28 protein-coding genes are annotated in these 26,295 nt (G+C 62.4%); 13 read left to right on the top strand and 15 right to left on the bottom strand.

Going from position 1 to position 26,295, the window contains the following annotated elements; genetic code table 11:
- Positions 1–188: 188 nt before the first annotated feature.
- Complete coding sequence (locus GR198_RS15055; protein ID WP_164046621.1) at positions 189–1,670, top strand: cyclic nucleotide-binding domain-containing protein; 1,482 nt, start codon at positions 189–191, stop codon at positions 1,668–1,670.
- Positions 1,671–1,685: 15 nt separating this feature from the next.
- Here GR198_RS15055 and GR198_RS15060 read toward each other — a convergent pair whose 3' ends face one another.
- Positions 1,686–2,174, bottom strand: coding sequence for an RrF2 family transcriptional regulator (locus tag GR198_RS15060; protein ID WP_164046622.1), 489 nt, complete (start codon positions 2,172–2,174; stop codon positions 1,686–1,688).
- Between the two features lie 133 nt (positions 2,175–2,307).
- On the bottom strand, positions 2,308–2,859 hold the full coding sequence (locus tag GR198_RS15065; RefSeq protein ID WP_164046623.1) for a MarR family winged helix-turn-helix transcriptional regulator: 552 nt from the start codon (positions 2,857–2,859) through the stop codon (positions 2,308–2,310).
- 149 nt (positions 2,860–3,008) lie between these two features.
- Here GR198_RS15065 and GR198_RS15070 point away from each other — a divergent pair, with 149 nt between their 5' ends.
- The 5 genes from GR198_RS15070 to GR198_RS15090 all read left to right on the top strand — a co-directional run bounded on the left by GR198_RS15070 (position 3,009) and on the right by GR198_RS15090 (position 5,679).
- Complete coding sequence (locus GR198_RS15070; RefSeq protein WP_164046624.1) at positions 3,009–3,344, top strand: cupin domain-containing protein; 336 nt, start codon at positions 3,009–3,011, stop codon at positions 3,342–3,344.
- A gap of 55 nt (positions 3,345–3,399) precedes the next feature.
- Positions 3,400–3,816: a VOC family protein gene (locus tag GR198_RS15075; RefSeq protein ID WP_164046625.1), complete on the top strand. Its 417-nt coding sequence runs from the start codon at positions 3,400–3,402 to the stop codon at positions 3,814–3,816.
- Positions 3,817–3,972: 156 nt separating this feature from the next.
- Entirely contained in the window at positions 3,973–4,353 is a 381-nt protein-coding gene (locus GR198_RS15080) for a COG4315 family predicted lipoprotein (RefSeq protein ID WP_029870325.1), read from the top strand.
- 31 nt (positions 4,354–4,384) lie between these two features.
- Complete coding sequence (locus GR198_RS15085) at positions 4,385–4,900, top strand: RNA polymerase sigma factor (RefSeq protein ID WP_012758217.1); 516 nt, start codon at positions 4,385–4,387, stop codon at positions 4,898–4,900.
- Complete coding sequence (locus GR198_RS15090) at positions 4,897–5,679, top strand: anti-sigma factor family protein (RefSeq protein ID WP_164046626.1); 783 nt, start codon at positions 4,897–4,899, stop codon at positions 5,677–5,679. The genes GR198_RS15085 and GR198_RS15090 overlap by 4 nt, the downstream gene beginning before the upstream one ends.
- 131 nt (positions 5,680–5,810) lie before the next feature.
- Here GR198_RS15090 and GR198_RS15095 read toward each other — a convergent pair whose 3' ends face one another.
- Genes GR198_RS15095 through nthA form a run of 3 tightly spaced genes read right to left on the bottom strand, consistent with a single transcriptional unit; the run spans position 5,811 to position 7,397 of the window.
- On the bottom strand, positions 5,811–6,179 hold the full coding sequence (locus tag GR198_RS15095) for a nitrile hydratase accessory protein (RefSeq protein WP_164046627.1): 369 nt from the start codon (positions 6,177–6,179) through the stop codon (positions 5,811–5,813).
- Positions 6,166–6,825 (bottom strand): nitrile hydratase subunit beta, encoded by a 660-nt coding sequence (nthB, locus tag GR198_RS15100; RefSeq protein WP_164052947.1) that lies wholly within the window; start codon positions 6,823–6,825, stop codon positions 6,166–6,168. The genes GR198_RS15095 and nthB overlap by 14 nt, the downstream gene beginning before the upstream one ends.
- Positions 6,822–7,397, bottom strand: a complete 576-nt coding sequence (nthA, locus tag GR198_RS15105; RefSeq protein ID WP_409514053.1) for a nitrile hydratase subunit alpha — start codon at positions 7,395–7,397, stop codon at positions 6,822–6,824. Before nthA ends, nthB begins: the two co-directional genes overlap by 4 nt.
- Before the next feature lie 423 nt (positions 7,398–7,820).
- On the opposite strand from nthA, the gene GR198_RS15110 reads away from it, so the two are divergent.
- Together GR198_RS15110 and GR198_RS15115 are read left to right on the top strand one after the other, a co-directional pair.
- Complete coding sequence (locus tag GR198_RS15110) at positions 7,821–9,095, top strand: SDR family oxidoreductase (RefSeq protein WP_029870318.1); 1,275 nt, start codon at positions 7,821–7,823, stop codon at positions 9,093–9,095.
- A complete protein-coding gene (locus GR198_RS15115) occupies positions 9,095–9,571 on the top strand; it encodes a DUF2269 family protein (RefSeq protein WP_029870317.1) in 477 nt (158 codons plus the stop codon). Before GR198_RS15110 ends, GR198_RS15115 begins: the two co-directional genes overlap by 1 nt.
- On the opposite strand, the gene GR198_RS15120 is transcribed toward GR198_RS15115, so the two are convergent.
- The gene (locus GR198_RS15120; protein WP_029870316.1) at positions 9,563–10,156 is read right to left on the bottom strand and encodes a LysE family translocator; all 594 of its coding nucleotides are present in this window, start codon (positions 10,154–10,156) and stop codon (positions 9,563–9,565) included. The genes GR198_RS15115 and GR198_RS15120 overlap by 9 nt on opposite strands.
- Before the next feature lie 151 nt (positions 10,157–10,307).
- On the opposite strand from GR198_RS15120, the gene GR198_RS15125 reads away from it, so the two are divergent.
- A complete protein-coding gene (locus GR198_RS15125) occupies positions 10,308–11,156 on the top strand; it encodes an aldo/keto reductase (protein ID WP_164069168.1) in 849 nt (282 codons plus the stop codon).
- A gap of 58 nt (positions 11,157–11,214) precedes the next feature.
- On the opposite strand, the gene ilvN is transcribed toward GR198_RS15125, so the two are convergent.
- Positions 11,215–11,787, bottom strand: coding sequence for an acetolactate synthase small subunit (gene ilvN / locus GR198_RS15130; protein WP_003541288.1), 573 nt, complete (start codon positions 11,785–11,787; stop codon positions 11,215–11,217).
- Between the two features lie 83 nt (positions 11,788–11,870).
- Positions 11,871–13,661 (bottom strand): acetolactate synthase 3 large subunit, encoded by a 1,791-nt coding sequence (locus tag GR198_RS15135; RefSeq protein WP_164052939.1) that lies wholly within the window; start codon positions 13,659–13,661, stop codon positions 11,871–11,873.
- A gap of 323 nt (positions 13,662–13,984) precedes the next feature.
- Between GR198_RS15135 and GR198_RS15140 the strand changes: the two genes are divergently transcribed.
- Entirely contained in the window at positions 13,985–16,024 is a 2,040-nt protein-coding gene (locus GR198_RS15140; protein WP_164069169.1) for an ATP-binding protein, read from the top strand.
- Here GR198_RS15140 and GR198_RS15145 read toward each other — a convergent pair.
- Positions 16,009–16,935, bottom strand: a complete 927-nt coding sequence (locus GR198_RS15145) for a dihydrodipicolinate synthase family protein (RefSeq protein ID WP_164069170.1) — start codon at positions 16,933–16,935, stop codon at positions 16,009–16,011. The genes GR198_RS15140 and GR198_RS15145 overlap by 16 nt on opposite strands.
- Positions 16,936–16,956: 21 nt before the next feature.
- Complete coding sequence (locus GR198_RS15150) at positions 16,957–17,571, bottom strand: LysE family translocator (RefSeq protein WP_164069171.1); 615 nt, start codon at positions 17,569–17,571, stop codon at positions 16,957–16,959.
- Positions 17,572–17,722: 151 nt separating this feature from the next.
- On the opposite strand from GR198_RS15150, the gene pdxR reads away from it, so the two are divergent.
- On the top strand, positions 17,723–19,231 hold the full coding sequence (gene pdxR, locus GR198_RS15155) for a MocR-like pyridoxine biosynthesis transcription factor PdxR (RefSeq protein WP_204337116.1): 1,509 nt from the start codon (positions 17,723–17,725) through the stop codon (positions 19,229–19,231).
- Here the strand turns inward: pdxR and miaA are convergent.
- Entirely contained in the window at positions 19,228–20,124 is an 897-nt protein-coding gene (miaA, locus tag GR198_RS15160; RefSeq protein WP_164069173.1) for a tRNA (adenosine(37)-N6)-dimethylallyltransferase MiaA, read from the bottom strand. The genes pdxR and miaA overlap by 4 nt on opposite strands.
- Here miaA and serB point away from each other — a divergent pair.
- Positions 20,123–21,013 carry a phosphoserine phosphatase SerB gene (serB, locus tag GR198_RS15165; RefSeq protein WP_164069174.1) on the top strand — a complete coding sequence of 297 codons (891 nt, stop codon included), beginning with the start codon at positions 20,123–20,125 and terminating at the stop codon, positions 21,011–21,013. The two genes, miaA and serB, sit on opposite strands and share 2 nt — an antisense overlap.
- Before the next feature lie 316 nt (positions 21,014–21,329).
- Positions 21,330–21,617 carry a BrnA antitoxin family protein gene (locus GR198_RS15170; protein WP_164069175.1) on the top strand — a complete coding sequence of 96 codons (288 nt, stop codon included), beginning with the start codon at positions 21,330–21,332 and terminating at the stop codon, positions 21,615–21,617.
- Positions 21,618–21,632: 15 nt separating this feature from the next.
- Here the strand turns inward: GR198_RS15170 and GR198_RS15175 are convergent, their stop codons facing one another.
- From GR198_RS15175 to GR198_RS15190, 4 genes are all read right to left on the bottom strand, one after another.
- Entirely contained in the window at positions 21,633–23,363 is a 1,731-nt protein-coding gene (locus GR198_RS15175) for a Do family serine endopeptidase (RefSeq protein WP_164069176.1), read from the bottom strand.
- A 202-nt stretch (positions 23,364–23,565) separates the two neighbouring features.
- Entirely contained in the window at positions 23,566–24,531 is a 966-nt protein-coding gene (gene hflC, locus GR198_RS15180) for a protease modulator HflC (protein ID WP_164069177.1), read from the bottom strand.
- 3 nt (positions 24,532–24,534) lie between these two features.
- Positions 24,535–25,617 carry an FtsH protease activity modulator HflK gene (hflK, locus tag GR198_RS15185; RefSeq protein WP_164069178.1) on the bottom strand — a complete coding sequence of 361 codons (1,083 nt, stop codon included), beginning with the start codon at positions 25,615–25,617 and terminating at the stop codon, positions 24,535–24,537.
- 148 nt (positions 25,618–25,765) lie between these two features.
- Entirely contained in the window at positions 25,766–26,284 is a 519-nt protein-coding gene (locus GR198_RS15190) for a dihydrofolate reductase (protein WP_164069179.1), read from the bottom strand.
- Positions 26,285–26,295: the final 11 nt, after the last annotated feature.

Below are 26,295 nucleotides of genomic sequence, written 5' to 3' on the forward strand. Positions count from 1 at the left end.
CGCATTACAGCGCCGCGCGTCTTTCAGATGCGCAAAGGACGCTGCAACACTTTGAATCTACGCATCGTGCTTTCCGAAAATCGGTGCCAATTTTCGGGCCGATGCGATACCGCCTGCGCAGGCCTGATGCTTGCGCAGGCGGCCGAGATGCTGAATCATGTACGGCCCCGCACCCCGGAGACAGAGAGATGATTGACGACGCCCTCTTCGGCAAACCTCTGATATCCCTGATAACAGTCGGATTCGCCGGAATCGTCGTCTGGCATCTGCTCTCCCGCCACCGGCCGACGACGCGGCTGGTGGTGCAGATCCTCTTCTTTGCGGTAATGACGCTGATCCTCGTCGGCAGCGGCATCGAACCCCACCGGTTTCAAGGATATGAGTCCGAGGATCCGCGGGCCCTGCTCGTCATCGTCGCAAAAACCCTCTGGTGGATCCATCTGGCATGGGCCGTCATCGGTTTCATCAGGCTCTATCTGGTGCTGGAGGGCAGTCCGCGAGAGGCTCGCCTGCTCCAGGATCTGGTCATCGGCGTCGTCTATATCGGCATGGCCCTGTCGGTTCTGGCCTTCGTCTTCGGCGTGCCGATCGGCACCCTCGTCGCGACCTCGGGCGTGGTCGCCATCATTCTCGGCCTGGCGCTGCAGAACACGCTCGCTGACGTCTTCTCCGGCATCGCCCTGACACTCGGACGGCCATACATCATCGGCGACTGGATCCTTCTCAGCGACGGCACGGAGGGGCGCGTCGTCGAAAGCAATTGGCGCGCAACACACATCCTGACCAGCGCCAACAATGTCGTCGTTCTGCCGAACAGTTTTCTGGCAAAGCTCGGCCTGACGAATGTCAGCCGGCCGGACGAGAGCCATCTCCTGATCCTCACCATCCGCATCGCCCCGACGCGCATGCCGGCATCGGTCCGCCACGTCATGGCAACGGCGCTTGCGAGCTGCAATTCGATCGTGCGCGAACCACCGCCGGTCGTGGCACTCAAGGGGCTGGATGCCACGGCGCTTGAGGTCGAGCTGCAGTTTCGGGTGACGAGCCCGAGCCAGCGGGTGCCGGCGCGGAACGAGGTGCTCGATCTCGTCTATCGCCATTGCAAATCCGCCGGCCTGCTGCTGGCCATTCCGCCGTCGGCGACGGTGCTGACCGCCGATCTGCCGACGGAAGAAAGCGCAAAGCCGCCGAGCGTAACGCCGCTTGCCCTGATCGAGGCCATTCCGGTCTTTGCGACGCTGACATCAGATGAAAAGCGCAGGCTCGCCGAAACCACGACTGTCCGGGAGTTCCGCAAGGGCGATGTGATCGTGCGGGAGGACGAAATGCTCCCCTCACTGATGATGGTGCGCGCCGGCATCATCACAGCGCGGAACGCAGGCGAGGAATGCGGACGGCTCGCGCCGGGCGATTTTTTTGGCGAGACCGGACTGCTCGCCGGCATGCAGGAAGTCTGCACCCTGGAGGCTCTGACCCCCGTGACCGCCTATGAGATCGACCAGGAGGCCTTCGCGCCGCTGCTAAGCGAACGCCCGGCGCTGGCGAAAGAAATCGCCGACCACCTCGCCAGCCGGGCCGAGCGTTTCCGCAACGGCGCCTCCTTGCCCCCGGAACATGCCCGCAGCGCCCATGCCATCCTGAAGACCATCAGGACCATCTTCAAGGCATAGCGATCGGCACCCCGCTCAGCCGGCGCGTTTGAGCACCCATTCGAACGTGCTCCGCCAAATGTCGGCCGGCACTTCCTCGGACAAGGTGCCGACCAGATCGGAAAGCCGGACGCGCCTCAGCGTATCCCGCCAGGCCTCGTCGGCCTCCCACATGATGCGTGCGACCGCGCATGGCTTGCTGTCGCAATATCCTTCCGGCCGGCAGGGATTGTTCGCCCGGATGTTCGTACAGGTGAAGCTGCGGGCCTTCCCCTCGACCGCCTCGACGATCTCTAGAAAGTTGATATCCATGGAGGCCTTGGCAAGCCTGTAGCCGCCACTCGGACCGAGCGTGGTCTCGACCAGCGACGCCTGCGAAAGACTCTGCAGTGCTTTGGAGAGATATTCCTTCGGCAGACCATGAAGCTCGGCGAGCGCCTTGGTGGAAAGGTACCTGCCCTCTGGCAGGCCCGCGAGAATGGCGCAGCAGTGAAGCGCCCACTCGACCTGGCTTTTCAGGATCATTCAGCAACTCGTGTGATGGCTGGCTCTGCCAATGGAATTAAGGACATATCATATCCGAAAACCGACACGATGTAAATGAGCTGCAAAAGCAGCGTGTTGCTGCCTGAACGGCGATGCGGGCTCCGATCTCCCCTCAGCCCGCCTTCTCGTCCTCTCCCCGCGCCTGCTCATTTTCAATTCCGGCGATCAGCTTGCGCAGCAGCGCCGCAAGCGCCTCGCGCTCCTTTCCATCAAGAGCCTGCAGAAACGAAGCTTCGCTCGCCATGTCTGTGCGGAAGGCCTTTTCGGCGAGTGCCGCACCCGCCTCGCTCAATGCCACCAGCACGCTGCGCCCATCGCGTGGTGATTTCTCCCGGCGGATCAGGCCCGCCTTCTCCAGCCGGTCGAGCCTGTGGGTCAGGCCTCCCGAGGAGATCATCAGCGCCGAATACATCTCCGTCGGGGTCATCAGGTAAGGCGCTCCGGAACGGCGAAGCGTTGCAATGACGTCGAACTCGCCGCGGTCGATGCCAAAATCGGCAAATGTCGCCTCGATGCTGGGACGCACCAAGTTCGACAGCCGGAAGGCCCGGCCCAGGATCGCCATCGGCTCGGTGTCGAGGTCGGGCAGTTCCAGCGCCCATTGCCGGCGCAGCCGGTCGACATGATCCTCGCAGGCGCCGCCTTCTTTAGTTCCATTCGTCATTTTCTGCCTCATATGCCACCACAGCCGAGACATACACCTTCCATCTGCATCGAGGAAGATATCTTGACAGGAAGATAGTTTTGGGAATATATATATCTTCTCACGAAGATAGTTTTGCGATCGCAGCTGGCACCAGCAGGAGGCACGTGATGTTCAGGATTCTTCGCCACCAGGAACCGCGACCCGATCAGAGCCGCACGGTCCGCTTCGAAGGCCGCGACCATGGCGGCGAGATATCGCTTTTCCTGGTCGACAATGAGCCCGGCCAAGGGCCTGACCTGCATGTCCACCCCTATTCCGAAACATGGGCCGTCAGAAAGGGCGAAGCCGAATTCACGGTGGGCGACGCCAAGACCCGCGCCTTTCCCGGCGATATCGTCGTCGTGGCCGCCAACATTCCCCACCGCTTCGAGAATGTCGGCACCGAACGCCTCGAAATCGTCTGCATTCATGCCAGCGACAAGATCGTGCAGGAGTTTGTGTGAGGCGAAGCCGCCTGGAAGGCAAAGCTCGGAAGACAAGGAAGAGGAGAGAACTGCAATGCCCAAGATGATCTTCGTGAACCTGCCGGTGAAAGACCTTGCCGCTGCGACCCGCTTCTATGAAGCGATCGGCTGCAGCAAGAACGAACAGTTCAGCGATCACCAGGCGTCGAACATGGTTTGGTCCGACGCCATCTTCTTCCATCTGCTGACGCGCGATTTCTTCGCGACCTTCACGCCGAAGCCCGTTGCCGAAGCGCAGAAGGCGAGCGAAATGCTGATCGCCCTGACGATGGACAGCCGTGAAGAGGTGGACGCTATCGTCGAGGCAGCCGCAGCCGCCGGCGGCAAAGCCGATCCGCGCGCGCCGACGGACATGGGTTGGCTCTACAACCGTGCCTTCGAAGATCCCGATGGCCATATATTCGAAGCGGTCTGGGTCGACATGGCGGCGGCGACTGCCACCGGAGCATAGCCGATAAGGCGCCCGACACGAAGTGCGCGGGCGAAACGGGCTTCGGCCCTCCTCGCCCGCCATGAAAACTTTTGCTGCGCCTGGAATAAAACCACCGCGCCTCGTGTCTCATCTCAGGTATCGCAAGATTGCGTGCCCAATCTGAGGAGAGAAATCATGAAATCCGTGAAATTCCTGTCCGTCGTGGCGGCCGTCGCCCTTGCCGCGACCGCTGCTTTCGCCGCTGCTCCCGTCAAGGAAGTCGACTCCGCCAAGGGCAAGGTTCTTGCCGGCGAAAACGGCATGACGCTCTACACCTTCAAGAAGGACGTCAAGGGCGTTTCCAACTGCAACGACGATTGCGCCAAGAACTGGCCGCCGCTGATGGCCGCTGGCGATGCCAAGGCCGATGGTGCATATTCGATCGTCGATCGCAAGGATGGCACGAAGCAATGGGCCAAGGACGGCATGCCGCTCTATTTCTGGGTCAAGGACACGAAAGCCGGCGACATCACCGGCGATGGCGTCGGCGGCAACTGGGATCTCGCCAAGCCTTGATCGCAGGGGCCTTGATGACAAGAGAGCCGGCGTGAAAACACCCGCACCCGAAACCTTCGAGGGCCAGATCCTGGCCCTCCTGCCCTCGCTCAGGCGCTATTCGCGCAGCCTGACGCGCTCGGATGCCGATGGCGAGGACCTGCTCCAGGACTGTGTCGAAAAGGTTCTCACGCGCCGCGGCCAATGGCGCGGCCTCAACCTGCGCGGCTGGGTCCTGACCATCATGACCAATCTCTACCGCAACGGCCGGCGCGGCAAGACGCGCGACGGCCTTGTCGAGCTCGATGCCGCAGACAATCTGGCCGCGCCCGAACCACCGGCCGATCCGCTGGAACGTGCCCGGCTGGACGATGCGCTGAACAGCCTTTCGGAGGAACATCGCGCCGTGCTGATGCTCGTGGTCATCGAGGGATACACCTATGGCGAGGTCGCAGCCGCGCTCGATATCCCGATCGGCACCGTCATGTCGCGCCTGTCGCGCGCCCGCCGGCGCGTCGCCGAGCGATTGAAGGCCGACAACATCATTACGCTTCGGAGACCGAAATGAACGACACCAATCCGAGCGTCACCGAAGCCGACCTTCACGCCTATGCCGACGGCCAGCTGCCGGAAACGGTGCGCGCCCGCATCGAGACCTTCCTCGCCGACAATCCCGACGAGGCGGCGATGGTCGCCGAATGGCAGGCGCAGAATTCAGGCATCCGATCGCTGTTTGCCGGTTATGAGAAGGCGAAGGACACCGATCCTCTGCTCGTCGTCCTCCCGCGTGCTGTTTCATCGGGACCGAAACGCTGGGCGATCGCCGCATCAGCCCTCCTCGCCTTCACGCTCGGCGCCGTCAGCGGCCATTATGGCCCCGCACTTCTGGAAAAGCCGGAGTTGCAGCTTGCCGGCTCCGAAACCCTGCCGAAACAGGCCCAGACCGCGTTCACGGTCTATGCCGCCGAGGTTCGCCATCCCGTCGAGGTCTTCGCAAACGAGGAGGTCCACCTCGCCACCTGGCTCGGCAAGCGCCTGGCAATCCAGAACCTCAAGATCCCGAACCTGCAGCCGCTCGGCTTCAAGCTTGTCGGCGGCCGCCTGCTGCCGGTCGACGGCAGGCCGGGCGCCATGTTCATGTATGAAAACCAGGCCGGCGAGCGCCTGACCGTCATGGTCGGCCGCAACGCGGAGAACCGCACGACGAGCTTCCGCTTCGCCTCATCGGGCAATCTCGAAACCTTTTACTGGATCGACGGTGAACTCGGTTATGCCGTGACCGGTGAAATCTCCCGCGAGACGCTGCGGGAGGTAGCCGAGGAGTGCTACAAGCAGTTCCCGTCCTAGAGTAATTCCAGGAAAAGTGCAAAGCGGTTTTCCCGGGCAAAGCGCGAAGCGATTTTCGCCAGGAATTGCGTCAAGAAACAAAAGGTTAGAGCGGTTCTGCGCTTCCGTGAACAGCTGAACCGATCTAAGGATCAGCGTGAGGGATCGTTGCCGAGCTCGATTGGCCGTCCATGCGGCGTCGCCTCCGCCGCCCGCTGCCAGCTCTGTTGCAGTGCCAGGATCGTTTCCGCATCGGCGATTCCGTTGTCGACGATAAGGTCGGAGAGTGCCGCCACCCAGCAGTCGAAATAGTCGCTGCCATCTTCGGCCCGGCCAGGCTTGTGCAATTGCGCGGAAAGCGTTTCAGCCCATTGGCTCCAGCTGAACAGGCCTTTTGCGTGCAGGTGCACGGTCATGGCAAAAGCTTCGGCCGCCCATGGCTCAGGAAAAACTGGCTCGCCCTCCGGCGACTTCGGCAGCCCGGACGATTGCATCAGCGGCGACATTTCATGCTGGTTCAAGATAGCTCTCCCAGGCATCGATCGACACGGTCAGCGTGGGATCGGCATCTCCGCCCCAGATCTCCGCGCCATCGAAGACAACCGTATAGAGCCATTGCGGGTTTTCGCCCTCGCCATGTGCATTGTCGTCAGGGAAGACGAAAGCACCCTGCACTACCTCGACCACGCCAGTTTTGGCTCGGGCATAACGCGGCAGGCGCGTATGTGTTACCGGATTGAAATTCTTCGTCCTCACCGTCTCGCCGACAGCAAAGAGCGGCGCGGTCTTAACAGGACGATCGCAAGGGCCGCCCTTCGCCAAAACGCCGGGCACCATGTCCGCCCTCAGCACCCGCTTCGGAACGGCTCCTGGCTGCTGCGCATGACCGGACAGCAATTCCGCGCGCGTCGCAAAGCCATGCCGTTCGAGCAGCTTGTCGATGCCGCGGATCCAGATCTCGTAATAGCTGGCGGCGAGGTAATCGGCCGGCGGAATATTCTCGCGCGCATGCCGGCTTTCATCGATCGTCCATGCGCCGAAAGCGCCGCAGGAAAGCGTAATGCCGAGCGCCCGCTTTTCCCATTCTGCATGGAAATAAGGCTCGTCCTTTTCGGGCGCGACAGGACCGAAGCCCATCTGCCCGCCGAGATCGTGCGGTCCGTTCATGCGGCGCTCTCCGGCTTGCGGGCAACGGCCGTACCGATCATCGCATCGCGGCTGACGAGGCCGGCGAGCGTTTGCTCATCCATTCCGTCGGTCCCTCCGGGCCGTTCGGGAATGACGAGGTAACGCAGCTCCGCCGTCGAATCCCAGACGCGGACCTTCTTGTCCTCAGGCAGCGTCAGGCCGAATTCGGCCAGCACGCCGCGCGGATCGATGACGGCGCGCGAGCGGTAGGCCGGCGCCTTGTACCAGACCGGCGGCAGGCCGAGCACCGACCAAGGATAACAGGAGCAGAGGGTGCAGACGACGAGATTATGGGTCTCGGCCGTATTGAAGACGGCCCGCATATGCTCGCCCTGCCGGCCGGTATAGCCGAGGCTGGCGATGGCCGCCGTCGCATCGCGCCTCAGCCAGTCGGCGAAATCAGGATCGCTCCAGGCCTTGGCAACGACATGCGCGCCGTTCCTCGGCCCCACCTTCGTCTCGTAGGTCTCGACGATCATATCGATCGCCGCCGGATCGATCAGCCCCTTCTCCGTCAGCAGCGTTTCCAGCGCCTTCACGCGCGCCTGCATGTCGGAATAATGGTTGTCGTGATCGTGGTGGTGGGAATGATCGTGGTCATGATCGTCGTGCAAGGCAAGATCCTCCTCTAACGGCAGATAGGCAACTTCCGCATCCGCGGCTTGCTCCCTCTTCTCCCCAGCGGGGAGAAGGCGGCCCGAAGGGTCGGATGAGGGGACGGCACGGCAAAACATTTATTGTTGCCCTTCGCTTACGCTCAGCGCATTCGCAGCTTTGCTGCTCACCCCCTCATCTGCCTGCCCGGCACCTTCTCCCCGCTGGGGAGAAGGGGGAATGAAGCAAAGCCCCGCTCTCTATCAAAGCATCCTTCGAAGTATTCACCCTCTTTCTAAACATATGCCGCAGGCCCGCCAAGCCCTTCTATGCGCCCAAGCCCTCCTATCCCACTCACGCTTTTCCGCTAATCTCCTGCCATGAACATCCTGATTCTCGGCGCAACCGGCTTCATAGGCTCCGTCATCGCGGCCCGGCTGGTTGCCGACGGCCACGCCGTGACTGGGCTCGGCCGTAATCCCACGCGTGCACGCCTGAAACAGCCGGCGCTCGACTGGCGGCGCGCAGATCTATCGCGCATGACGAAACCAGCGGATTGGGACGAGATCCTCAAGGACCAGCATGTCGTCGTCAATTGCGCCGGCGCCCTGCAGGACGGCCTGTCGGATGATCTGTCGGCCACCCAGGAAGAGGCGATGCTGGCGCTCTATTCCGCGGCAAAACGCTCGTCGCGCCCGCTGATCGTGCAGATATCGGCAAGGACGGCGGGAGCCGCTGGCGATCTTCCCTTCCTCGCCACCAAGCGGCGGGCCGACGAGGCGCTGGCGGCAAGCGGCCTGCCTTACCTCATCCTGCGCCCTGCCCTCGTTCTCGGCCGCAATGCCCATGGCGGTTCGGCGCTGCTGAGGGCGCTTGCCGCCTTTCCCCTGATGCTGCCGCTGGTCCATGCCGAAAGTCCGGTCGAAACACTTTCGGTGGACGATGTGGCGGAAGCCGTGTCGCGGGCAGTCACCGGCGGCATCTCCGGCGATATCGATCTTGCCGCCAACGAAGTTCTGACGCTCGCCGATCTCGTCCGCCTTCACCGCCGGTGGCTCGGCCTGCCGCCCGCCCGTGTGTTCTCTCTTCCCCGCTGGCTTGCCGGCCCGGTGACGTGGCTGGCCGATCTATCAGGACTGCTCGGCTGGCGTTCGCCGCTGCGCTCGACGGCGATGACTGTCATGTCCGAAGGTGTGCGGAGCTCGAAAACAGGGAGCGGTCTTGCCACGACACCCGCGGCAGCGACCCTCTCGGCCAATCCCTCCGGCGTACAGGATCTCTGGTTTGCCAGGCTCTATCTTCTGAAGCCGCTCGTCATTGCGGGCCTATCCGCTTTCTGGCTGCTCTCCGGTGTGATCCCGCTGCTGGCGCTGGAGAAGACGTCCGTTCACTTCCTGCCGTTCATGCCTGAGGCCGCGGCAACTGCGCTGACGCTTGCAACCTGCCTGATCGACATCGCTCTCGGCGCCGCCGTCCTCCTTCGCCCGCTGGCGAAACGTGCCCTTCTCGGCATGCTGGCCGTGTCGTTCGCCTATCTTGCCGGCGCCAGCCTGCTCGAACCCGCACTCTGGCTCGATCCGCTCGGTCCCCTCGTCAAGGTGCTGCCATCGATCCTGCTGACACTCACCGCACTTGCCACCCTGGATGAACGCTGATGCTTGAGGAATGGCTGCTGCTTGCCCATGTCATCGGCGCGACCGTGCTCTTCGGCACCGGCGCCGGCATCGCCTTCTTCATGGTGATGGCGCACCGGACACGCGATCCCAAGCTGATCGCCCATGTCGCCAGCACGGTTGTCATCGCCGACACCCTCTTCACCGCTACCGCAGCCATTCTCCAGCCGACAACCGGCTATCTGCTGGCCCGGTCGATCGGCTGGGAACTGTCGGAGGGATGGATTGCGCTGTCGCTGCTGCTTTATGTCGTGACCGGCCTGTTCTGGCTGCCGGTCGTCTGGATCCAGATCCGGCTGCGCGATCTCGCCCGCGCCGCAGCAGCGGCGGGAAAAGCCCTGCCGCCGGCCTATTTCAGCCTTTACCGCATCTGGTTCGCCTGCGGTTTTCCGGCCTTCTTCGCTGTCATCGGCATTCTCTGGCTGATGCTCATGAAGCCGGCAATCACTCTATTTTAGCATCGGCCAGAGGCTTAGCACCAACAGCACCGCCATGCTGATATTGAACCATTTCAGCCGCACCGGATCGGAAAGCCATTCCCTCAGCGCCGAGCCGAAGCCTGCCCAAGTCGAGACGCTGGGCACATTGACTGCCGCAAAAGCGAGACCGACGATCAGCACGCTCACCAGGTAGAGTTGCGTATTGGTATAGGTCGCCATCGCAGTGACCGCCATCACCCAGGCTTTCGGGTTGACCCACTGGAAGGCGGCCGCCGCCAAGAAGGACATCGGCTCGACGCCGCTCCTGCCTTCGCTGAGCGAGCGCGACGAGGCGATCTTCCAGGCGATCCAGAGGAGATAGGCGCCGCCGGCAAACTTCAGCGCCGTATAGACCACGGGCACCGTGTGCAGCAGCGCGCCGAGCCCAAGACCGACGCCGATCAGCAGCGAGAAGAAACCGACACCGATGCCGAACATATGCGGGATCGTCCTGCGGAAGCCGAAATTCACGCCCGATGCGAAAAGCATCATATTGTTCGGTCCCGGCGTGATCGAGGTCGTGAAGGCGAAGAGAACGAGGGCGAGAAATGTATCCAGCGGCATGCGACCTCCCGAAGCCAGCTTTTCTGCGGCCTGCTTATTTAGGTCAGCATAACTGTCCTAAACCACCGATGCCATTACATCATTGTCATGGTGACAGGATTACTTGAAAGATGGCGATCCGGCCCAATCTCCTGTCGAACGGACAGAAACCATGCAGGACGACCCGATTCCATCGATCACATTCCCTGATGGCACTGAGGTGCCGGCGCTCGGCCAGGGTACCTGGGCCATGGGCGAGGATGCCGGCCATGCCAGGGCTGAGATCGAAAGCCTGAAGGCCGGCATCGATCTCGGCATGACGCTGATCGACACCGCCGAAATGTACGGCGACGGTGGCGCCGAAGAGATCGTCGGCCAGGCGATCAGGGGCCGGCGCGACGAGGTCTTCATCGTCAGCAAGGTCTATCCCTGGAATGCCAGCCTGAAAGGCACGGTCGAGGCCTGCGAGCGCAGTCTCGAACGGCTGGGCACCGATCGCATCGATCTCTATCTGCTGCACTGGCGCGGAGACCATCCGCTCACAGAGACCGTCGCCGCCTTCGAAATGCTGAAGGCATCCGGCAAGATCGGCGCCTGGGGCGTCTCCAACTTCGACACCGACGACATGGAGGAACTGCTCGGCGTGCCCGACGGCGCCAATGTCGCCGCCAACCAGGTGCTCTACAATCTCTCCCGCCGCGGCATCGAATTCGATCTGCTGCCCTGGTGCCAGAGCCGCGGCATTCCCGTCATGGCCTATTCGCCGATCGAGCAGGGAAATATCCTGCATCATCCCGAGCTGATCCGCATCGCCAAGGCCTATCAGGCAACACCCGCCCAGCTGGCGCTCGCCTTCCTGCTCGAACGCGACGGCGTCATCGTCATTCCGAAGACCTCGAATGCCGAACGCGCAGCCGAAAACCGCGGCTGCGTCTCGCTCGACATCACCGACGAGGACTGGGACGTCCTCGACGCCGCCTTTCCGCCTCCCACAAAGAAAAAGCCGCTGGAGATGCTCTGATCTCTAGCGGCTTTCCCAATGATTGCAGCATCGGGCTTAGATGCCCGGGCTGTAATATTTACATGCCCTGCACGCCGCGGTTCATCGCCGCAATGCCGGTACGGCACACCTCGATGAGGCCGAGCGGCTTCATGATCGCCACGAACTGATCGATCTTCGACGATTTTCCGGTGATCTCCAGAATGAAGTGACCGACGGTCGCATCCACTACCTTGGCATGAAAGGCATCGGCAAGGCGCAGGGTCTCGGCGCGCATCTCGCCCTCGCCGATCACCTTGATCAGCGCCACTTCGCGCTCGATCGGCCGGTCCTGGCCGAGTTCGCGGGCGCGCACCGTCAGGTCGACGACGCGATGCACCGGCACGATGCGCTCGAGCTGCGCCTTGATCTGCTCCAGCACCTGCGGCGTGCCGCGTGTGACGACGGTGATGCGGGAAAGATGCGCCTGATGCTCGGTCTCGGAGACCGTCAGGCTCTCGATATTGTAGCCGCGGCCGGAAAACAGGCCGATGACCCGGGCAAGAACGCCCGGTTCGTTGTCGACGAGAACCGAAAGCGTGTGGCTTTCGACGGCCGCCGTTTCCGGCGAGATGAAATAGGCGGAGCCCGTGGGCTGTAGGTGTGCGTTCATGGTCTTGAGTTTCCTCTTCCCTGCCGCATAACCCTGAAAATCGAAAGCGATTTTCGGAAAGGGTTATGCGCAAATTAAAAATGTCAGACGAGCGCGCGGCCCTTGGCGTCGATCGCATTGGCGACCGCTTCGTCGGTGGCTTCGTCCGGCAACAGCATTTCGTTATGGGCCTTGCCCGAGGGGATCATCGGGAAACAATTGGCGAGATTGGCGACACGGCAATCGAAGATGACAGGCTTTCTGACCTCGATCATCTCCAGAATGGTGTCATCCAACGCATCCGGTTTTTCGCAGCGCAGGCCGACGGCGCCATAGGCCTCCGCCAGCTTGACGAAATCGGGCATCGCCTCCGTATAGGAATTCGACAGGCGGTTGCCGTGCAGCAGCTGCTGCCACTGGCGCACCATGCCCATATACTGGTTGTTCATGATGAAGATCTTGATCGGCGCATCGTGCTGGATCGCCGCCGACATTTCCTGGATACACATCTGGATCGAGGCGTCGCCGGCAATGTCGATGACGAGGCTGTCGGGATGGGCGATCTGCACGCCGAGCGCGGCCGGCAGGCCGTAGCCCATCGTGCCGAGGCCGCCCGAGGTCATCCAGCGGTTTGGCTGCTCGAAACCGAAGAACTGTGCCGCCCACATCTGGTGCTGGCCGACTTCGGTGGTGATGTAGGTATCGCGATCCTTGGTATGGGCAAAGAGCCGCTCCAGCGCATATTGCGGCATGATGACGTCATTGCTCTTCGTATAGGCGAAGGAGTTGCGTGCCCGCCAGCGGGCGATATCGGTCCACCAGTCTTCCAGGCGACCTTTTTCCGGCTTCTTCGGCAGCGCCCGCCACAGGCGGACCATGTCTTCGAGGACATGGCCGACATCGCCGCGAATGCCGATATCGACCCGGACGTTCTTGTTGATCGAGGATGGATCGATATCGATATGGATCTTCTTCGAGTTCGGCGAAAAGGCATTGAGACGGCCGGTGATGCGGTCGTCGAAACGGGCGCCGATGCAGACCATGACGTCGCAATCGTGCATCGCCATGTTGGCTTCATAGGAGCCGTGCATGCCGAGCATCTTCAGCCAGTTCTTGCCCGAAGCGGGATAGGCGCCGAGGCCCATCAGCGTCGAGGTGATCGGGAAATCGGTGAGCTCGACCAGCTCGCGCAACAGCTTGGAAGCCTCGGGGCCGGAATTGATGACGCCGCCGCCGGAATAGATTATCGGACGGCGCGCATTCGCCATCAGTTCGATCGCGGCATGGATCTGGTTGAGGTCGCCCTGGATCTTCGGCTGGTAGCTCTTCTGGATCGCGTAATCGGCGGGCGGCGTGTAGGTCCCGGTCGCAAACTGCACGTCTTTCGGAATATCGACGACGACGGGGCCTGGACGGCCGGACTGGGCGATGCGGAAGGCCTCGTGAATGACGGCGGCAAGCTGGTTGACATCCTTGACCAGCCAGTTGTGCTTGGTGCAGGGCCGGGTGATGCCGACCGTATCGCATTCCTGGAAGGCGTCGGAGCCGATCAGTGGGGTCGGAACCTGTCCAGTCAGGCAGACGAGCGGGATCGAATCCATCAGCGCGTCCTGCAGCGGCGTGACCGCATTGGTAGCGCCCGGACCCGAGGTCACCAGCATGACGCCGACCTTGCCGGTGGAGCGGGCGTAACCTTCGGCCGCATGGCCTGCCCCCTGCTCGTGGCGGACGAGGATGTGCTTGACATCCTCCTGCTGGAAGATCTCGTCATAGATCGGCAGGACGGCGCCGCCGGGATAGCCGAAAATATGTTCAACGCCATTGTCCTTCAGCGCCTTGAGAACGATCTCCGCTCCCGTCATCCGATTGCCTGCCGCCTGATTGTCCGTGCTCATCTGTCTGTTCCGTTTGATGCTGGGATTGCGTTTGTGGCCGGAAGCCCGAATTTCGGGCATAAAAAAAGGCCCCTGAGGAGCCTGTCATCTAGCGCATGGGTGGCTATCGCCGGATGGTTACACCATCCTGCCCATGCGCTTTCCCACCACGATAAGAGCCGTTGCGATTTTCATGGTCGGAAGTGATAGACAGAAAATTTCGCAGCGTCAACGCATGCCGCAATAAAAAACTGCCAGCCTCCCCCAGACCGGGAAATCCATGGGCGGAAGGATTTGTTAAAGGAAGGGCTATATTCTCGCTTCCCATTGCAGGAGTAGGCCCTTTGCTTAACAACGACTTGCACGCGTCTGGTAAGGCGGGTGAACAGGATCGCCGCGATGGCCATACACCGGGGAACCGCTTTCTCGGCCGCGTCGTTGCATGCAGCGGGTCGCGGGCCACCATCGCCGCCGTCGCCGAACAGGGCGGCACCGATCTGACTGAACTGTGGTCCGTGGGCCGGCTGATTTCGATCAGCGTCGGCCGCAACCGCGTCGTCGCGCTCGTCTATCAGATGAATACCGGCAGCCATTCCTGGGGCGAAGGCGAGGACAATACGTTCAGGATCGAGACCGAGCTGCTTGGCGAAGTCCGTGTCGACGAGGACGGGCGCGAGGAATTCTCGACCGGCATCTCGCGTTATCCCTATCTCGGCGCCATCGCCCACCGCATCCGATCCGCCGACCTGATGCGCATCTACGATGCCGGCGAAGGCACGACCGCCGTCATCGGCAAGCTGACGCAGGACGAAAGCATCGATGCGGCGATCCATATCCCCACGATGCTCTCCAAGCATTTCGCCGTCGTCGGCTCCACCGGCGTCGGCAAGTCGACGGCCGTGTCGCTGCTCCTGCACAAGGCGATCGCGGCGGATCCGAAGCTGCGCGTCCTGATCCTCGATCCGCATAATGAATTCGCCGCCGCCTTTCCCGAGCACGCCGTCACCATCGATACCGATACGCTCGACCTGCCCTTCTGGCTGATGCGGCTGGAGGAGTTTGCCGAGGTCGTGTTTCGCGGCCGCCCGCCGGTGCCCGAAGAGCTCGACATGCTGCGCGATATCCTGCCGGAGGCCAAGCGCGCCTTCCGCGGCAGCGACAATTCACTGGTGCGCCGCACGACCGAAAAGAGTTCGATCACCGCCGACACGCCGGTTCCCTACCGCATGGCCGATCTGCTGGCGCTGATCGACGAGCGCATCGGCCGCCTGGAAGGCCGTTCGGAAAAACCCTTCCTGCGGTCGCTGAAGATGCGCCTCATCGCTGCGATCAACGATCCGCGCTATCACTTCATGTTCTCCAACAACACGATCAGCGACACGATCACCGAAACCATCGCGCAGATCTTCCGCATCCCCGGCGAGAACCGGCCGATCTGCACTTTCCAGCTTGCCGGCATCCCCTCCGAGGTCGTCAATTCTGTCGCCTCCGTACTCTGCCGCATGGCCTTCGAGGTGGCGCTGTGGAGCGACGGCGCCATCCACATGCTCGTCGTCTGCGAGGAAGCTCACCGTTATATCCCCTCCGATCCGAGCCTCGGCTTCGTGCCGACGCGCCAGGCGATCGCCCGCATCGCCAAGGAAGGCCGCAAATACGGCGTCTCGCTCGGCATCATCACCCAGCGCCCCGGCGAGCTCGATCAGACGATCCTGTCGCAATGTTCGACGCTCTTTGCCATGCGCCTTGCCAACGACCGAGACCAGGAAATCATCCGCTCGGCCATTCCGAACTCGTCGATCTCGACGACCAGCTTCATCTCCTCGATCGGCAACGGCGAAGCGATCGCCTTCGGCGAGGCGATCAGCGTGCCGATGCGCATGCGTTTTTCCCGCGTCGACGAAAAGCTCTTGCCGAAGGCGAGCAGCGCCAACAGCAAGAACAGCGAAGAAGATCCGGACACGGTCGATCTGCGCAAGATCGTCACCCGCATGCGGGCGGTGACCGTCGGACCCGACATTTCGAATTTCCAGCAGAACTACGCCGCGTCCGTGGCAGACTTCGACGAGGCTGATCCAGCCGACGAGGATCTCGACGCGAAGCAATACACGCCGCCCGTCTCTTCCGCCGCGCCGCCCGCCTCCGTACCGCTCGAATCCTACCGCCGCGAACTGCTGCCGCAAACACCGCGGCTGGACCCCGCCACGTCACCCGCGATCGATCCCAGGCTGGACGCGCTCCGCCGTGAGATGCGCCGCGACGAGCCGGTCTTTCCCCGGCCGGCACCGCCGGCGGACCAGCCCGCCGTCTCGCGCCGGGAACCCGGCACGTCGCTGCGCGAAAGCATCCTGAAGAAACCGCTGAGCAGCCTTTACAACAAGGAATAAGCCTTCAACTCGCTCTCCAGGGCGATCAGAGGCTCGACGGCCTCGAGCACACGCTGCCGGTCCATCGGCCCGAGCGGCAAGAGAGGGCGTGGAAGCTCTGCCCTGGCGAGTGAGAGAAGGTCGACCAGCGCGTAGACCACGCGAAGGCTTCCGAACGCCTTGAACGTTTGCCAGAGCGGATCGAGAAGACCATCGAGCCGACGCACTTCACCGTCTTCGCCTGCAATCGCGGCCTTGGTCAGGGCAAGGGCGACGCGCGGAAGCAAGCCGCCGATGACGCTGTACCAGGCATCAGCACCTGAAAGCAGCGCTTCGGCCGCGCCCCAGTCGCCGCTGTAGCCGATCGCAAGCCTGGTCTTCTCTCGCAATGCCGCCAGCTCGCCTTCGAAATCGCCGTCAGCAGGCAGAGGCATCTTCACGGCCCTGATCGTCTCGATATCGGATAGGCGCTGCAGAAGATCCCGGCTGAAGGTGAAGTGGGTCGTGCCGGGATTGTTGTAGATACAAAGCGGCAGCTTCGCCGCCTCCGTGACGGCAAGGAAATGCTGATAGGCCTCTTCCTGAGTAAGCGGCGTGTAGGACACCGGCGCCAGCAGAAGAGCGTCTGCACCGGCGGCCTCGGCATCCCTTGCCAGGCTCCGGGCATGGTCTGTCCTCAGAGCCCCGACGCCGACGACGAGGGGAATACGACCGCGAACGCACTCGACCGCAGCCTCGACGGCTCGCCGTCGATCCTCGCGTGTGAGAAAGGCGTAGATCCCGGTGCTGCCGAGAAGGCCTATCGAAGCGACGCCTGCATCACACAGGCGTTCCAGCAGGCGGCCGAGGGCTTCGGTGTCAACCCGGCCATCCCTATCGGCGGGCGTGGGCGGAAAGGCCGAAAGGCCATGAAACGGAGAAGCGACAGACATGATGCGATCCTGAAAATCCGGTCAATGTGAGAACAGAAGGCGCGATCCGGCGCCCGCGAAGAAGACGGCGAGACTGCCCTCGATCCACCGCCGCGCACGGGCGTAGCCGCGCACCATCGGTGCCGTGGAGAAGAGCACGGCATAGCCAGCAAATATCGAGATCCCCAAGAGCACGCAGCCACCGAATGCCGTGACGGCCATCTCCGGCGAAGCGCCCGGCTTGAGGCCGAGCGACATGATCGCCACCCAGGCCAGAACCGCCTTCGGATTACCGAGATGCATCAGAACGCCGCGACGATAGAGCGCGCCGAGTTGCGCGGCGGGTCGAACGACCTCGCTTGCCGGCATATCCGACGTAGCTGCCGAGCGGGCCGCCCTCCAGGCGAGCCAGAGAAGGTACAATCCGCCTGCGATCTTGAGGAACAACAGGGCATGAGCATAGCGGACCAGGAGCGTCGAGATGCCGGTGACCGCGACCAACCCCCAGCATGTCGACATCGTGATAACCCCGGCGGCAAGAACCAGCGCCGGTCGACGCCCTTGCCGCATCGCCACGTTCATGATGGCCATGTTGCTTGGTCCGGGACTGCCTGCAGCGATTGCGTAGGCGATGTAGACGACGAGAAGATCCTGCATTTATGTCTTTTCCAGAAGTTTGCGCTCGCGCACGGTACCACCCCGACGACGAAAAGCACGCCCTCGGGAAGTCGCCAATCTGCTTCCTTTTCTTTGAAAATTGGTCCACCATGAAGCTCCATTTTGAATAATTTCTATGGACCATTTTGCGATGTCCAAACGACGTAGCACCATCGAAATACCATCGCTCAAAGCGATCGAGCGAACGGCCAATGTGAGTCGCCAGCTTGCACAGGCCCTGCGGAACGCGATCGCCCGCGGTGAGCTGAGGTCAGGAGAACGCCTTCCTTCGACGCGGAGCCTTGCGGCTTCGCTGAAGATCGCGCGCGGCACCGTTGTCGAGGTGTTCGATCAGTTGACCGCTGAAGGCTATCTCGAAGCGCGGGTCGGAGCCGGAACCCGTGTTGCCGCCGATCTGATCGACACCACGCCGGCGCCCCCGCTTGCACCGGCTGTGCCATCTACCGCGGATGCCGTCGATCTGCCTTCCCAGGCTGCCCGGCTGATTGCCGTCGCCCGTGCGCTCACCCCGCACCCGCCCGTTCCCTTCGCCATCGCCGTCCCGGCTTGTGGCATTGCGCCCGACGACAACTGGCGCCGTCTCGGCAACCGCGTGCGCGCGTCGCGACAGGCCGCACCCTCGGGTTACCACGATCCTATGGGTTTGCTGGAACTCAGGCTTGCCATTGCCGACCACGTCCGCCGCGCGCGGGCCGTTCATTGTGAGCCGGAACAGGTCATCGTCACGTCAGGCACCCAGCAAGGCCTCTATATGGCCGGCCGGGTGCTTCTCTCGCGTGACGATCCGGTATGGGCCGAGGACCCGGCCTATCCCGGCTTGACGGCGGTGCTCGATGATCTCGGCGTACAGATGCACCGCCTGCCGGTCGATGCACAGGGAATGAACGTGGAACGCGGCCTCGAGCTATGTCCGCAGGCGCGCGCCGCGTTCGTCACCCCTTCGCACCAATATCCGATCGGGATGCCGCTCAGCATGGCGCGGCGCAATGCCTTGATCACCTGGGCCGACCAAAATCGCGCCTGGATCGTCGAAGACGACTACGACAGCGAGCTGCGTTATGCCGGACACCCCTTTCCCTCGATGCAAGGGTTGCGTCCCTCACGCGTCATCTATCTCGGCACCTTCAGCAAGGTGCTCTTTCCTTCCCTGCGCCTCGGCTACGTCATCGCCCCTTCGCCACTCGCGGAAGCCTTTGCCGGCGCCCGTGCCATTCTCGACCGGCATTCGCCGATCGCCGAACAGCACGTTTTGGCGGCCTATATGAGGGAAGGCTATTTCGAAGCGCACATCCGGCGCATCCGAGGCCTCTATGCCGAGCGCCGCGCTGTTCTGCTTTCGGCGCTCGATCGGGCCTTGCCTGAGGGCTGCCGCGTGCAGCAGAGCGACCAGGGCATGCATATTCTCCTATGGCTGCCTGAGGAGGTCGACGACGTGCAACTCGCAGCCCGCGCCCTCTCGGCCGGCCTCGCCGTGCGGGCGATCTCCCCGATGTATGCCACCCGGCCGGCGTGCCCCGGCCTGATGCTGGGCTTCGGCGGATTTCTGCCGGAACAGCTGCAGGCGGCGGTCGGCGAACTCGTCAAACTGCTGAGCCAGCAGATGTCTGCAGCGGGAGGTCCGCAACAAGCTGAGGCCTAAACCGTCAGCCGCTCCCAGCTGTCGTCGATCTGGTTGCGGAACCATGTCATTTGCCGCTTGGCATATTGCCGCGTCGCCGCAGCCCCCTTCTCCAGCACCTCGCCGCGCGTCATCTCACCCGTGAGCATCGCCGCAATCTGCGACACGCCGATTGCCTTCATCACAGGCGCCTCGGCCGGCAGGTCGAGCGCAAGCAGCGCCCGTACCTCATCTTCCGCGCCTTGCTGCAGCATCTTTTCGAAACGCCCGTTGATGCGCTGGTGCAGCAGAGCCCTATCCGGCAGCACGACGATCTTGCGGGCCTCAGCCGCGTCGATGATCACCGGTCCCGACCGGCCCTGGAAATCGGCGATCGACCGCCCCGTCGCCTTTACCACTTCAAGCGCCCGGACGATGCGCTGTCCGTCCTGGCGGTTAAGGCTTGCTGCCATGGCGGGATCGACCTCGGCGAGTTCGGCATAGAGCCCGTCCGGCCCCTCCTCCAGCAGCCGCGTCCTGAGTTTCTCCCGCAGCACCTCCGGTATCTCCGGCATATCCGAGAGACCGCCGGTCAGCGCCTTGAAATAAAGCCCCGTGCCGCCGACGAAGACCGGCAGCCGTCCCGCGTCCCTCAGCGTCGGCAGCAACGCTGCGACATCGCGTAGCCAGGCGCCTGTGGAATAGGCCGCAGCCGCCGGCACGTGGCCGTAGAGATGATGCGGCACGCCCTGCATCTCGTCGTCCGACGGTCGCGCCGTCAGCACTCGCAGCGTGTCGTAGACCTGCATGCTGTCGGCATTGACGACCGCGCCGTCATGGCGTCTGGCCAATTCGACGGCGAGCGCGGACTTGCCGCTGGCGGTCGGCCCGGTTATCAGGATCGCGTTCACTGTGCTCAGAAGGTTTTCCATCATGGCCCTCGTTGCCACGCTTGTTGCCAATCCGTCAAATCCCGTACTGACACCCGAAATCGCCGAACAGGCGGCCGAGGCCGTGAACGCTTCCGGTCTCTACTGGCTGGCCGATGGCGTTGCCTGCGACATCGCACTGCGCGACGGCACCGATGCGCAAGCGGCCGAGGCCAATATCCTTGCCGTCATATCAGGCGCGCCCATCGACCTCGTTATCCAGGAGCAGGAGACCCGCCGCAAGAAGCTGCTGATCGCCGATATGGATTCGACGATGATCGGCCAGGAATGCATCGACGAGCTCGCCGCCGAAGTCGGCCTCAAGGAGAAGGTCGCGACCATCACTGCCCGGGCCATGAACGGCGAGATCGCTTTCGAGCCTGCCCTGCGTGAGCGTGTCGCCCTGCTGAAGGGGCTGCCGATATCGGTCGTCGACGAGGTCATCGCCAAGCGCATCACGCTCACCCCGGGCGGTCCGGAACTGCTTGCCACCATGAAGTCGAAAGGCCATTACACCGCGCTTGTCTCCGGCGGCTTCACCGTCTTCACCAGCCGCATCGCCGCCACCCTCGGCTTCGACGAGAACCGCGCCAACACGCTGCTAGAAGACGGCGGCATCCTCTCCGGTTTCGTCGCCGAACCGATCCTCGGCAAACAGGCAAAAGTCGATGCGCTGAACGAAATATCGGCTCGCCTTGGCATTTCGCCGGAAGAAGCGATCGCCGTCGGTGACGGCGCCAACGATCTCGGCATGCTGCACCTTGCCGGCTCCGGCGTCGCGCTCCACGCCAAGCCCGCTGTTGCCGCAGAAGCGCAGATGCGCATCAACCACGGCGACTTGACCGCCCTGCTTTATATCCAGGGCTACCGGAAGACGGATTTCATTTCCCGATGATCTCTTAAAATTTACAAATTTGTACGTACAATTTTGTTGGATAGCACATGCCACGGTTTCAATGGAACGACGAGAAAAACCGAACCAACAAGGCCAAGCATAGCGTATCCTTCGAGACGGCGTGCCTGATCTGAATGATCCGCAGTATCTTCTCATTCCGGACGCGGTCTATGACGGCGAACAAAGATGGCTGGCGATCGGCACCGTGGGTTTGGTGACTATACTGGTGCCGTCCATGTCATCCACGATGCCGAGGATGGAGAGACCATTCGAGTGATCAGCGCTCGAAAGGCGACATCGCACGAGAGAAGACGATATGAGCAATGGACCCTTGACTGACGCACAACTCGCCGAACTCCAGGCACTGGAGAAGCTTTCCGACGAGGATATTGACACCGGCGACATTCCTGAGATCACCGACGAACAGTGGCGCCTTGCCCGCAAGGGCAATTTGTACCGGCCGCTGAAGCAATCGGTGACCATCCGCGTAGACGCCGATATCCTAGACTGGTTCAAGAGCCATGCGGGCGGTCGCGGCTACCAGACGGATATCAATGCCGCGCTGCGCACCCACGTCGCCCGGCATCAAAAAGGGAGCGGCTGACCGCTTCTTTTTCGCTTATTCCATCGGCACCGCCACGAACCGCAGATCCCCATTCGCCGATGCGATCATCAGCTGGGCGTTGCGGCGGCCTTCCTGTTTCAGCGCCTGCACCTTGGCGGCGACCGCATCCGGCGACTTCATGAACTCCTGCGCCACCTCGACGATCACGTCGCCGGGCTTCAGCCCCTTTTCAGCCGAGGCGGAGCCGGGCGTCACTTCCGTCACGACGACGCCATCAACGCTCTCGGCGATGCTAAAGGCCTTGCGCGTTTCGGCGCTCAACAGCGACAGCGAAAGCCCTAGCACGTTCTTCGGCGTGGCCGCATCCGGCGACACCTGGCCCTTATGCTGGTCGGGTGTATCAGGTGCAGGCTTGGCCTGATCGCCGGTGTCAGGCTGGTCCATGTCATTGTTCTCGCCGGGATCCGGAGTGATCACGCCGTCGTCCTGCGAGCCATCGGGTGCTGCATCGTCGGGTGCAGCCGCCTGATCGCTATCCTCGAGCCGGCCGAGCTTCACCTTGACGGTCTGCTCCTTGCCGTCGCGCAGCACCACCACGTCGACTTCCTTGCCGACCGTGCTTTCCGCCACGACGCGCGGCAGGTCGCGCATTTCGCTGACGGTCTTGCCGTCGAATTTCAAAATGACGTCGCCCGCCTTGATCGAGCCGTCGTCGACGGGGCCGCCCTTGATGACGCCGGCGACCAACGCGCCCTTTGCAGTGTCGAGCCCGAGGCTGTCGGCGATATCGTCGGTCACCGGCTGGATGCGCACACCGAGCCAGCCGCGCCGCGTCTCACCATATTCGCGCAGTTGGTCGACGACGCCGGAAGCAAGCTCCGACGGCACCGAGAAGCCGATACCGATCGAGCCGCCGCTCGGCGAAATGATCGCCGTGTTGATGCCGATCACTTCACCCTTCATATTGAAGAGTGGGCCGCCGGAATTGCCCTTGTTGATCGCCGCATCCGTCTGGATGAAGTTGTCGTAGGGACCGGCATTGATGTTGCGGCCGCGCCCGGAAATGATGCCCACCGTCACCGAACCGCCGAAGCCGAACGGATTGCCGATCGCCATCACCCAGTCGCCGATGCGCATTGTGCTGGAATCGCCGAATTTCACGGATTTCAGCGGCGTCTTCGGCTCGACCTTCAGCACCGAAAGATCGGTCTTCGTATCGGTGCCGATCAGCTTCGCCTTGAGCTTCGAACCATTGGCAAAATTGATCTCGATATCGTCGGCGCCCTCGATCACGTGATTGTTGGTGACGATATAGCCGGCCGGATCGATGACGAAGCCGGAGCCAAGCGAGCTGACATTATGGTTGCCGCCCTTGTTACCTTGCTGCTTGTTGAAGAAGTCATTGAAGAATTCCTGGAAAGGCGAGCCGTCGGGGGCGCGGGGCGCCGGACCCGCGCCCTCATCGTCCTTCACCTTCTGCGAGGTCGAGATGTTGACCACGGCGTCGAGCAGTCCCTCGGCGAGATCGGCGACGGAAGCCGGGCCGGTGTTGGGCACGGCGGCCTGGATCGGAGCGGTCTGCTGCGGTGCGACGGCTGCGGGAGGCGCAGTAGTGGGAGCAACCGTTTCCGGAGTAGCTGGAGCGGGTGCAATAACCCCGGGTGCGGTCGTCTCAGGCGTGGTTTGCGCATAGGCAATCCCGCTCACGCCGGCTTGCGCCAGGATTGCGGCGCTGGCCATAAGCGCGAGCGTTCGTCTGAAGGGCGAGCGAATCGTGGGGGCCATCAAGCTTCCTCATAAGGGGTGCAATGCGCACATTGAGCATCAGCATAAGGCGGAATGATGGAGGGTGAAATCACCTTTTCGCGAAATCCCCGTGCAATGTGACGTGCCCTCGCAAAAGCCGGATCGTCACAATCATTCCACGAAAAAAGGGCCGGCGCTCGGGCCGGCCCTTCCAGAATTATCGGGTTACTTTCTCCTGCCGTCAGTTCGCCGGCTGGGCGGGTGCTGCGGGAGCAGCTGCGCCGGGAACTCCCGGAACTGGCGCGGCCGGATTTGTCGGCTGCAGGGTGCCGGCGGCATTGTCGAAATAGCGGAAGAATTCCGAATTCGGCGACAGCACCAGCGTCGTGTCCTGCGACGAGAGAGCGGAGGAATAGGCCGCCATCGAGCGATAGAACTCGAAGAAGGCTGGATCCTTGCTGAAGACTTCGGCGAAGACGCGGTTGCGTTCCGCATCGCCCTGGCCTCGAAGGATTTCCGCATCGCGCTGGGCGCCTGCGGTGAACTCGACGACCTGACGGTCGGCGATGGCCCGGCGCCGTTGGCCTTCCTCATTGCCCTCGGCACGGATACGCTCGGCCTCAGCGAGGCGTTCCGACCGCATGGCATTATAGGTGTTGGGCGCAACCTCCGGCGAAAGGTCGGTGCGCCGGATGCGAACGTCGTCTATATGCAGGCCGAGATTTTCGGCATCCGTGCGCAGGTCGTCGCGAATCTCCAGCATCATCGCGACACGCTCTTCCGAGAGCGCGGCATTGTAGTCGCGCAGACCGTAGACGCGGCGAAGCGATGAATCGAGCTGGGCTCTCAACCGCGCTTCCGCGGCTTCGCGATCGCCCGATACCGTTTCGCGGAAGCGGCGAACATCCGCGATGTTATAGATCACGAAGGCATCGACGTCGAAGGTCTGGCCATCCTGAACCTGAACGCGAATATTGTCGAGATCGAGCCTCAGCGCCTGCTTTTCGACCAGCTGAACGCGGTCGGCATCCATAAAGCCGAAAGGCAGCTTGAAATAAATGCCAGGCTCGGTCTTGACCGACTGGATCTGGCCGAAACGGACGACGATGGCCTGCTCGCGTGCATTCACCACGAAGATGGACGAATAAAGCCCGACCAGCACGATGGCGACGATGATGAAAATAATGGGAAGTCTGTTCGATGTCATGACTCAACCTCCCTGCTGTGCCGGCTTGCCAAGCTCATTGAGCGGCAGATAGGGCAGGACGCCCTGCTTCTCGTCAATGATGACCTTCCGGGAATTCTTCAGCACCTGCTCCATCGTTTCGAGATACAACCGCTTTCGGGTCACGTCGGGCGCCTTGGAATATTCGTCGTTGATCGCCGTGAATCGCTGCGCTTCACCTTCCGCCTCCTTTACGACACGGTCCTTGTAGGCGGCTGCATCTTCACGGATTCTGGCTGCATCGCCTCGCGCCTGGCCGAGCTTCTGGTTCGTGTAGCGATTGGCCTCTTCGATCGTGCTGTCACGGTCACGACCGGCACGCTGCACTTCTTCGAAAGCATCGGCGACTTCCCGCGGCGGCGCCACGTTCTGGATCGTCACGCCGGTCACGGTCACGCCCGCGCCATAGCGGTTCATCGTGTCCTGCAGGATATTGAGCACGTCCACTTCGATCGGCTGACGATTGCTGCGGAAGGCGTCCTGCGCCGGACGCCGGCCGACGATTTCACGCATGGCACTGTCGGAAACCTGCTGCAGCGTCTCTGCCGGATTTTCGACGTTGAAGAGATAGGCCTTGGGATCGCTGACGGTATAAAAGACCGCGAACTGCACATTGATGACGCTTTTGTCGCTGGACAGCATCAGGCCGTTCGAAGACGAGGCCGAAGTCGCCCCGATATTCAGCTGCTGCACGGTCACCTTGACCGTCTCCACCGTTTCCATCGGCCAAAAGTGGAAATGCAGGCCCGGCATGGAAATCTCGTCCTTCGGCTTGCCGAACCGCAGTTCGACGCCGCGCTCGTCCGGCTGCACGACATAAATGCACTGGATCAGCCAGAAGACGGCGACAATCGCCACGACCATCACTGCCACGCCGCCGTTGAAGCCGCCGGGAATGATATTGCGCAACTGGTCCTGGCCGCGCCGGATGATATCTTCCAGATCAGGCGGTCCGCCCTTGCCGCCGCCACCGCGCGGCCGGTTCGGCCCCTGTCCCCATGGTCCCTGATTATTACCGCCGCCGCCGCCCCAAGGGCCGCCGCCGCCATTCTGATTGCTCCAGGGCATCAAAACCTCGTTGTTCGTTAAGTCTCCACGCATCCGAAACCGTGGGGGCTGACCGGCGGACGCGTTGGTGACCGTTATAGGTATCACCGCATCGGCTTTCAACGCAGCGTGAGAAACTTGGTCAATTTAATTGGAAAATAGTTCATTTTCAGGCGTAACGGCGTTCGTAGACGATGAAACGCGTGGGATAGCTGTCCTTTTCGCCGGCCGGAACCGCGATCGCCTCCCCCGCCTGCCAGATGTCGGGATCGATCGCGGGAAACGACGCGTCTCCGTCGAGATCGGCCTCGACATGCGTGATGCACATCCGGTCGGCAAGACCGATCGCCTGGGCATAGACCTGCCCGCCGCCGAGAATGCAGATCTCGTTAACGCCGGTTTCGAGCGCCAGCCTGTCGGCCGCCGTCATCGCCTCGGTCAGCGAATGGGCCATGGAGACATCCGGATGGTCTATCGCCGCCTGCCGCGAAATGACGACGTTCGGCCGTCCCGGCAGCGGCTTACCGATCGAATCGTAAGTCTTGCGGCCCATCACGACAGGTTTTCCCAATGTCAGCGCCTTGAAGCGCTTGAGATCGCTCGAAAGCCGCCACGGCATATCGCCGTCGCGGCCGATAATGCCGTTGCGGGCAACGGCGGCGATAATGGTCCTGCGGATGTCGGCCATGGAATATCCCG

This window comes from Rhizobium leguminosarum (assembly GCF_010668065.1).
Lineage (GTDB): Bacteria > Pseudomonadota > Alphaproteobacteria > Rhizobiales > Rhizobiaceae > Rhizobium > Rhizobium leguminosarum_S.

Bases quoted from the DNA above. Each gene is read 5' to 3' on its own strand.
- GR198_RS15055 (WP_164046621.1), top strand. From the start codon at position 189: ATGATTGACGACGCCCTCTTCGGCAAACCTCTGATATCCCTGATAACA.
- GR198_RS15060 (WP_164046622.1), bottom strand. From the start codon at position 2,174: ATGATCCTGAAAAGCCAGGTCGAGTGGGCGCTTCACTGCTGCGCCATT.
- GR198_RS15065 (WP_164046623.1), bottom strand. From the start codon at position 2,859: ATGACGAATGGAACTAAAGAAGGCGGCGCCTGCGAGGATCATGTCGAC.
- GR198_RS15070 (WP_164046624.1), top strand. From the start codon at position 3,009: ATGTTCAGGATTCTTCGCCACCAGGAACCGCGACCCGATCAGAGCCGC.
- GR198_RS15075 (WP_164046625.1), top strand. From the start codon at position 3,400: ATGCCCAAGATGATCTTCGTGAACCTGCCGGTGAAAGACCTTGCCGCT.
- GR198_RS15080 (WP_029870325.1), top strand. From the start codon at position 3,973: ATGAAATCCGTGAAATTCCTGTCCGTCGTGGCGGCCGTCGCCCTTGCC.
- GR198_RS15090 (WP_164046626.1), top strand. From the start codon at position 4,897: ATGAACGACACCAATCCGAGCGTCACCGAAGCCGACCTTCACGCCTAT.
- nthB (WP_164052947.1), bottom strand. From the start codon at position 6,825: ATGAACGGACCGCACGATCTCGGCGGGCAGATGGGCTTCGGTCCTGTC.
- nthA (WP_409514053.1), bottom strand. From the start codon at position 7,397: ATGCAGGCGCGCGTGAAGGCGCTGGAAACGCTGCTGACGGAGAAGGGG.
- GR198_RS15110 (WP_029870318.1), top strand. From the start codon at position 7,821: ATGAACATCCTGATTCTCGGCGCAACCGGCTTCATAGGCTCCGTCATC.
- GR198_RS15115 (WP_029870317.1), top strand. From the start codon at position 9,095: ATGCTTGAGGAATGGCTGCTGCTTGCCCATGTCATCGGCGCGACCGTG.
- GR198_RS15120 (WP_029870316.1), bottom strand. From the start codon at position 10,156: ATGCCGCTGGATACATTTCTCGCCCTCGTTCTCTTCGCCTTCACGACC.
- GR198_RS15125 (WP_164069168.1), top strand. From the start codon at position 10,308: ATGCAGGACGACCCGATTCCATCGATCACATTCCCTGATGGCACTGAG.
- ilvN (WP_003541288.1), bottom strand. From the start codon at position 11,787: ATGAACGCACACCTACAGCCCACGGGCTCCGCCTATTTCATCTCGCCG.
- GR198_RS15135 (WP_164052939.1), bottom strand. From the start codon at position 13,661: ATGAGCACGGACAATCAGGCGGCAGGCAATCGGATGACGGGAGCGGAG.
- GR198_RS15145 (WP_164069170.1), bottom strand. From the start codon at position 16,935: ATGTCTGTCGCTTCTCCGTTTCATGGCCTTTCGGCCTTTCCGCCCACG.
- GR198_RS15150 (WP_164069171.1), bottom strand. From the start codon at position 17,571: ATGCAGGATCTTCTCGTCGTCTACATCGCCTACGCAATCGCTGCAGGC.
- pdxR (WP_204337116.1), top strand. From the start codon at position 17,723: ATGTCCAAACGACGTAGCACCATCGAAATACCATCGCTCAAAGCGATC.
- serB (WP_164069174.1), top strand. From the start codon at position 20,123: ATGGCCCTCGTTGCCACGCTTGTTGCCAATCCGTCAAATCCCGTACTG.
- miaA (WP_164069173.1), bottom strand. From the start codon at position 20,124: ATGATGGAAAACCTTCTGAGCACAGTGAACGCGATCCTGATAACCGGG.
- GR198_RS15170 (WP_164069175.1), top strand. From the start codon at position 21,330: ATGAGCAATGGACCCTTGACTGACGCACAACTCGCCGAACTCCAGGCA.
- GR198_RS15175 (WP_164069176.1), bottom strand. From the start codon at position 23,363: ATGGCCCCCACGATTCGCTCGCCCTTCAGACGAACGCTCGCGCTTATG.
- hflC (WP_164069177.1), bottom strand. From the start codon at position 24,531: ATGACATCGAACAGACTTCCCATTATTTTCATCATCGTCGCCATCGTG.
- hflK (WP_164069178.1), bottom strand. From the start codon at position 25,617: ATGCCCTGGAGCAATCAGAATGGCGGCGGCGGCCCTTGGGGCGGCGGC.
- GR198_RS15190 (WP_164069179.1), bottom strand. From the start codon at position 26,284: ATGGCCGACATCCGCAGGACCATTATCGCCGCCGTTGCCCGCAACGGC.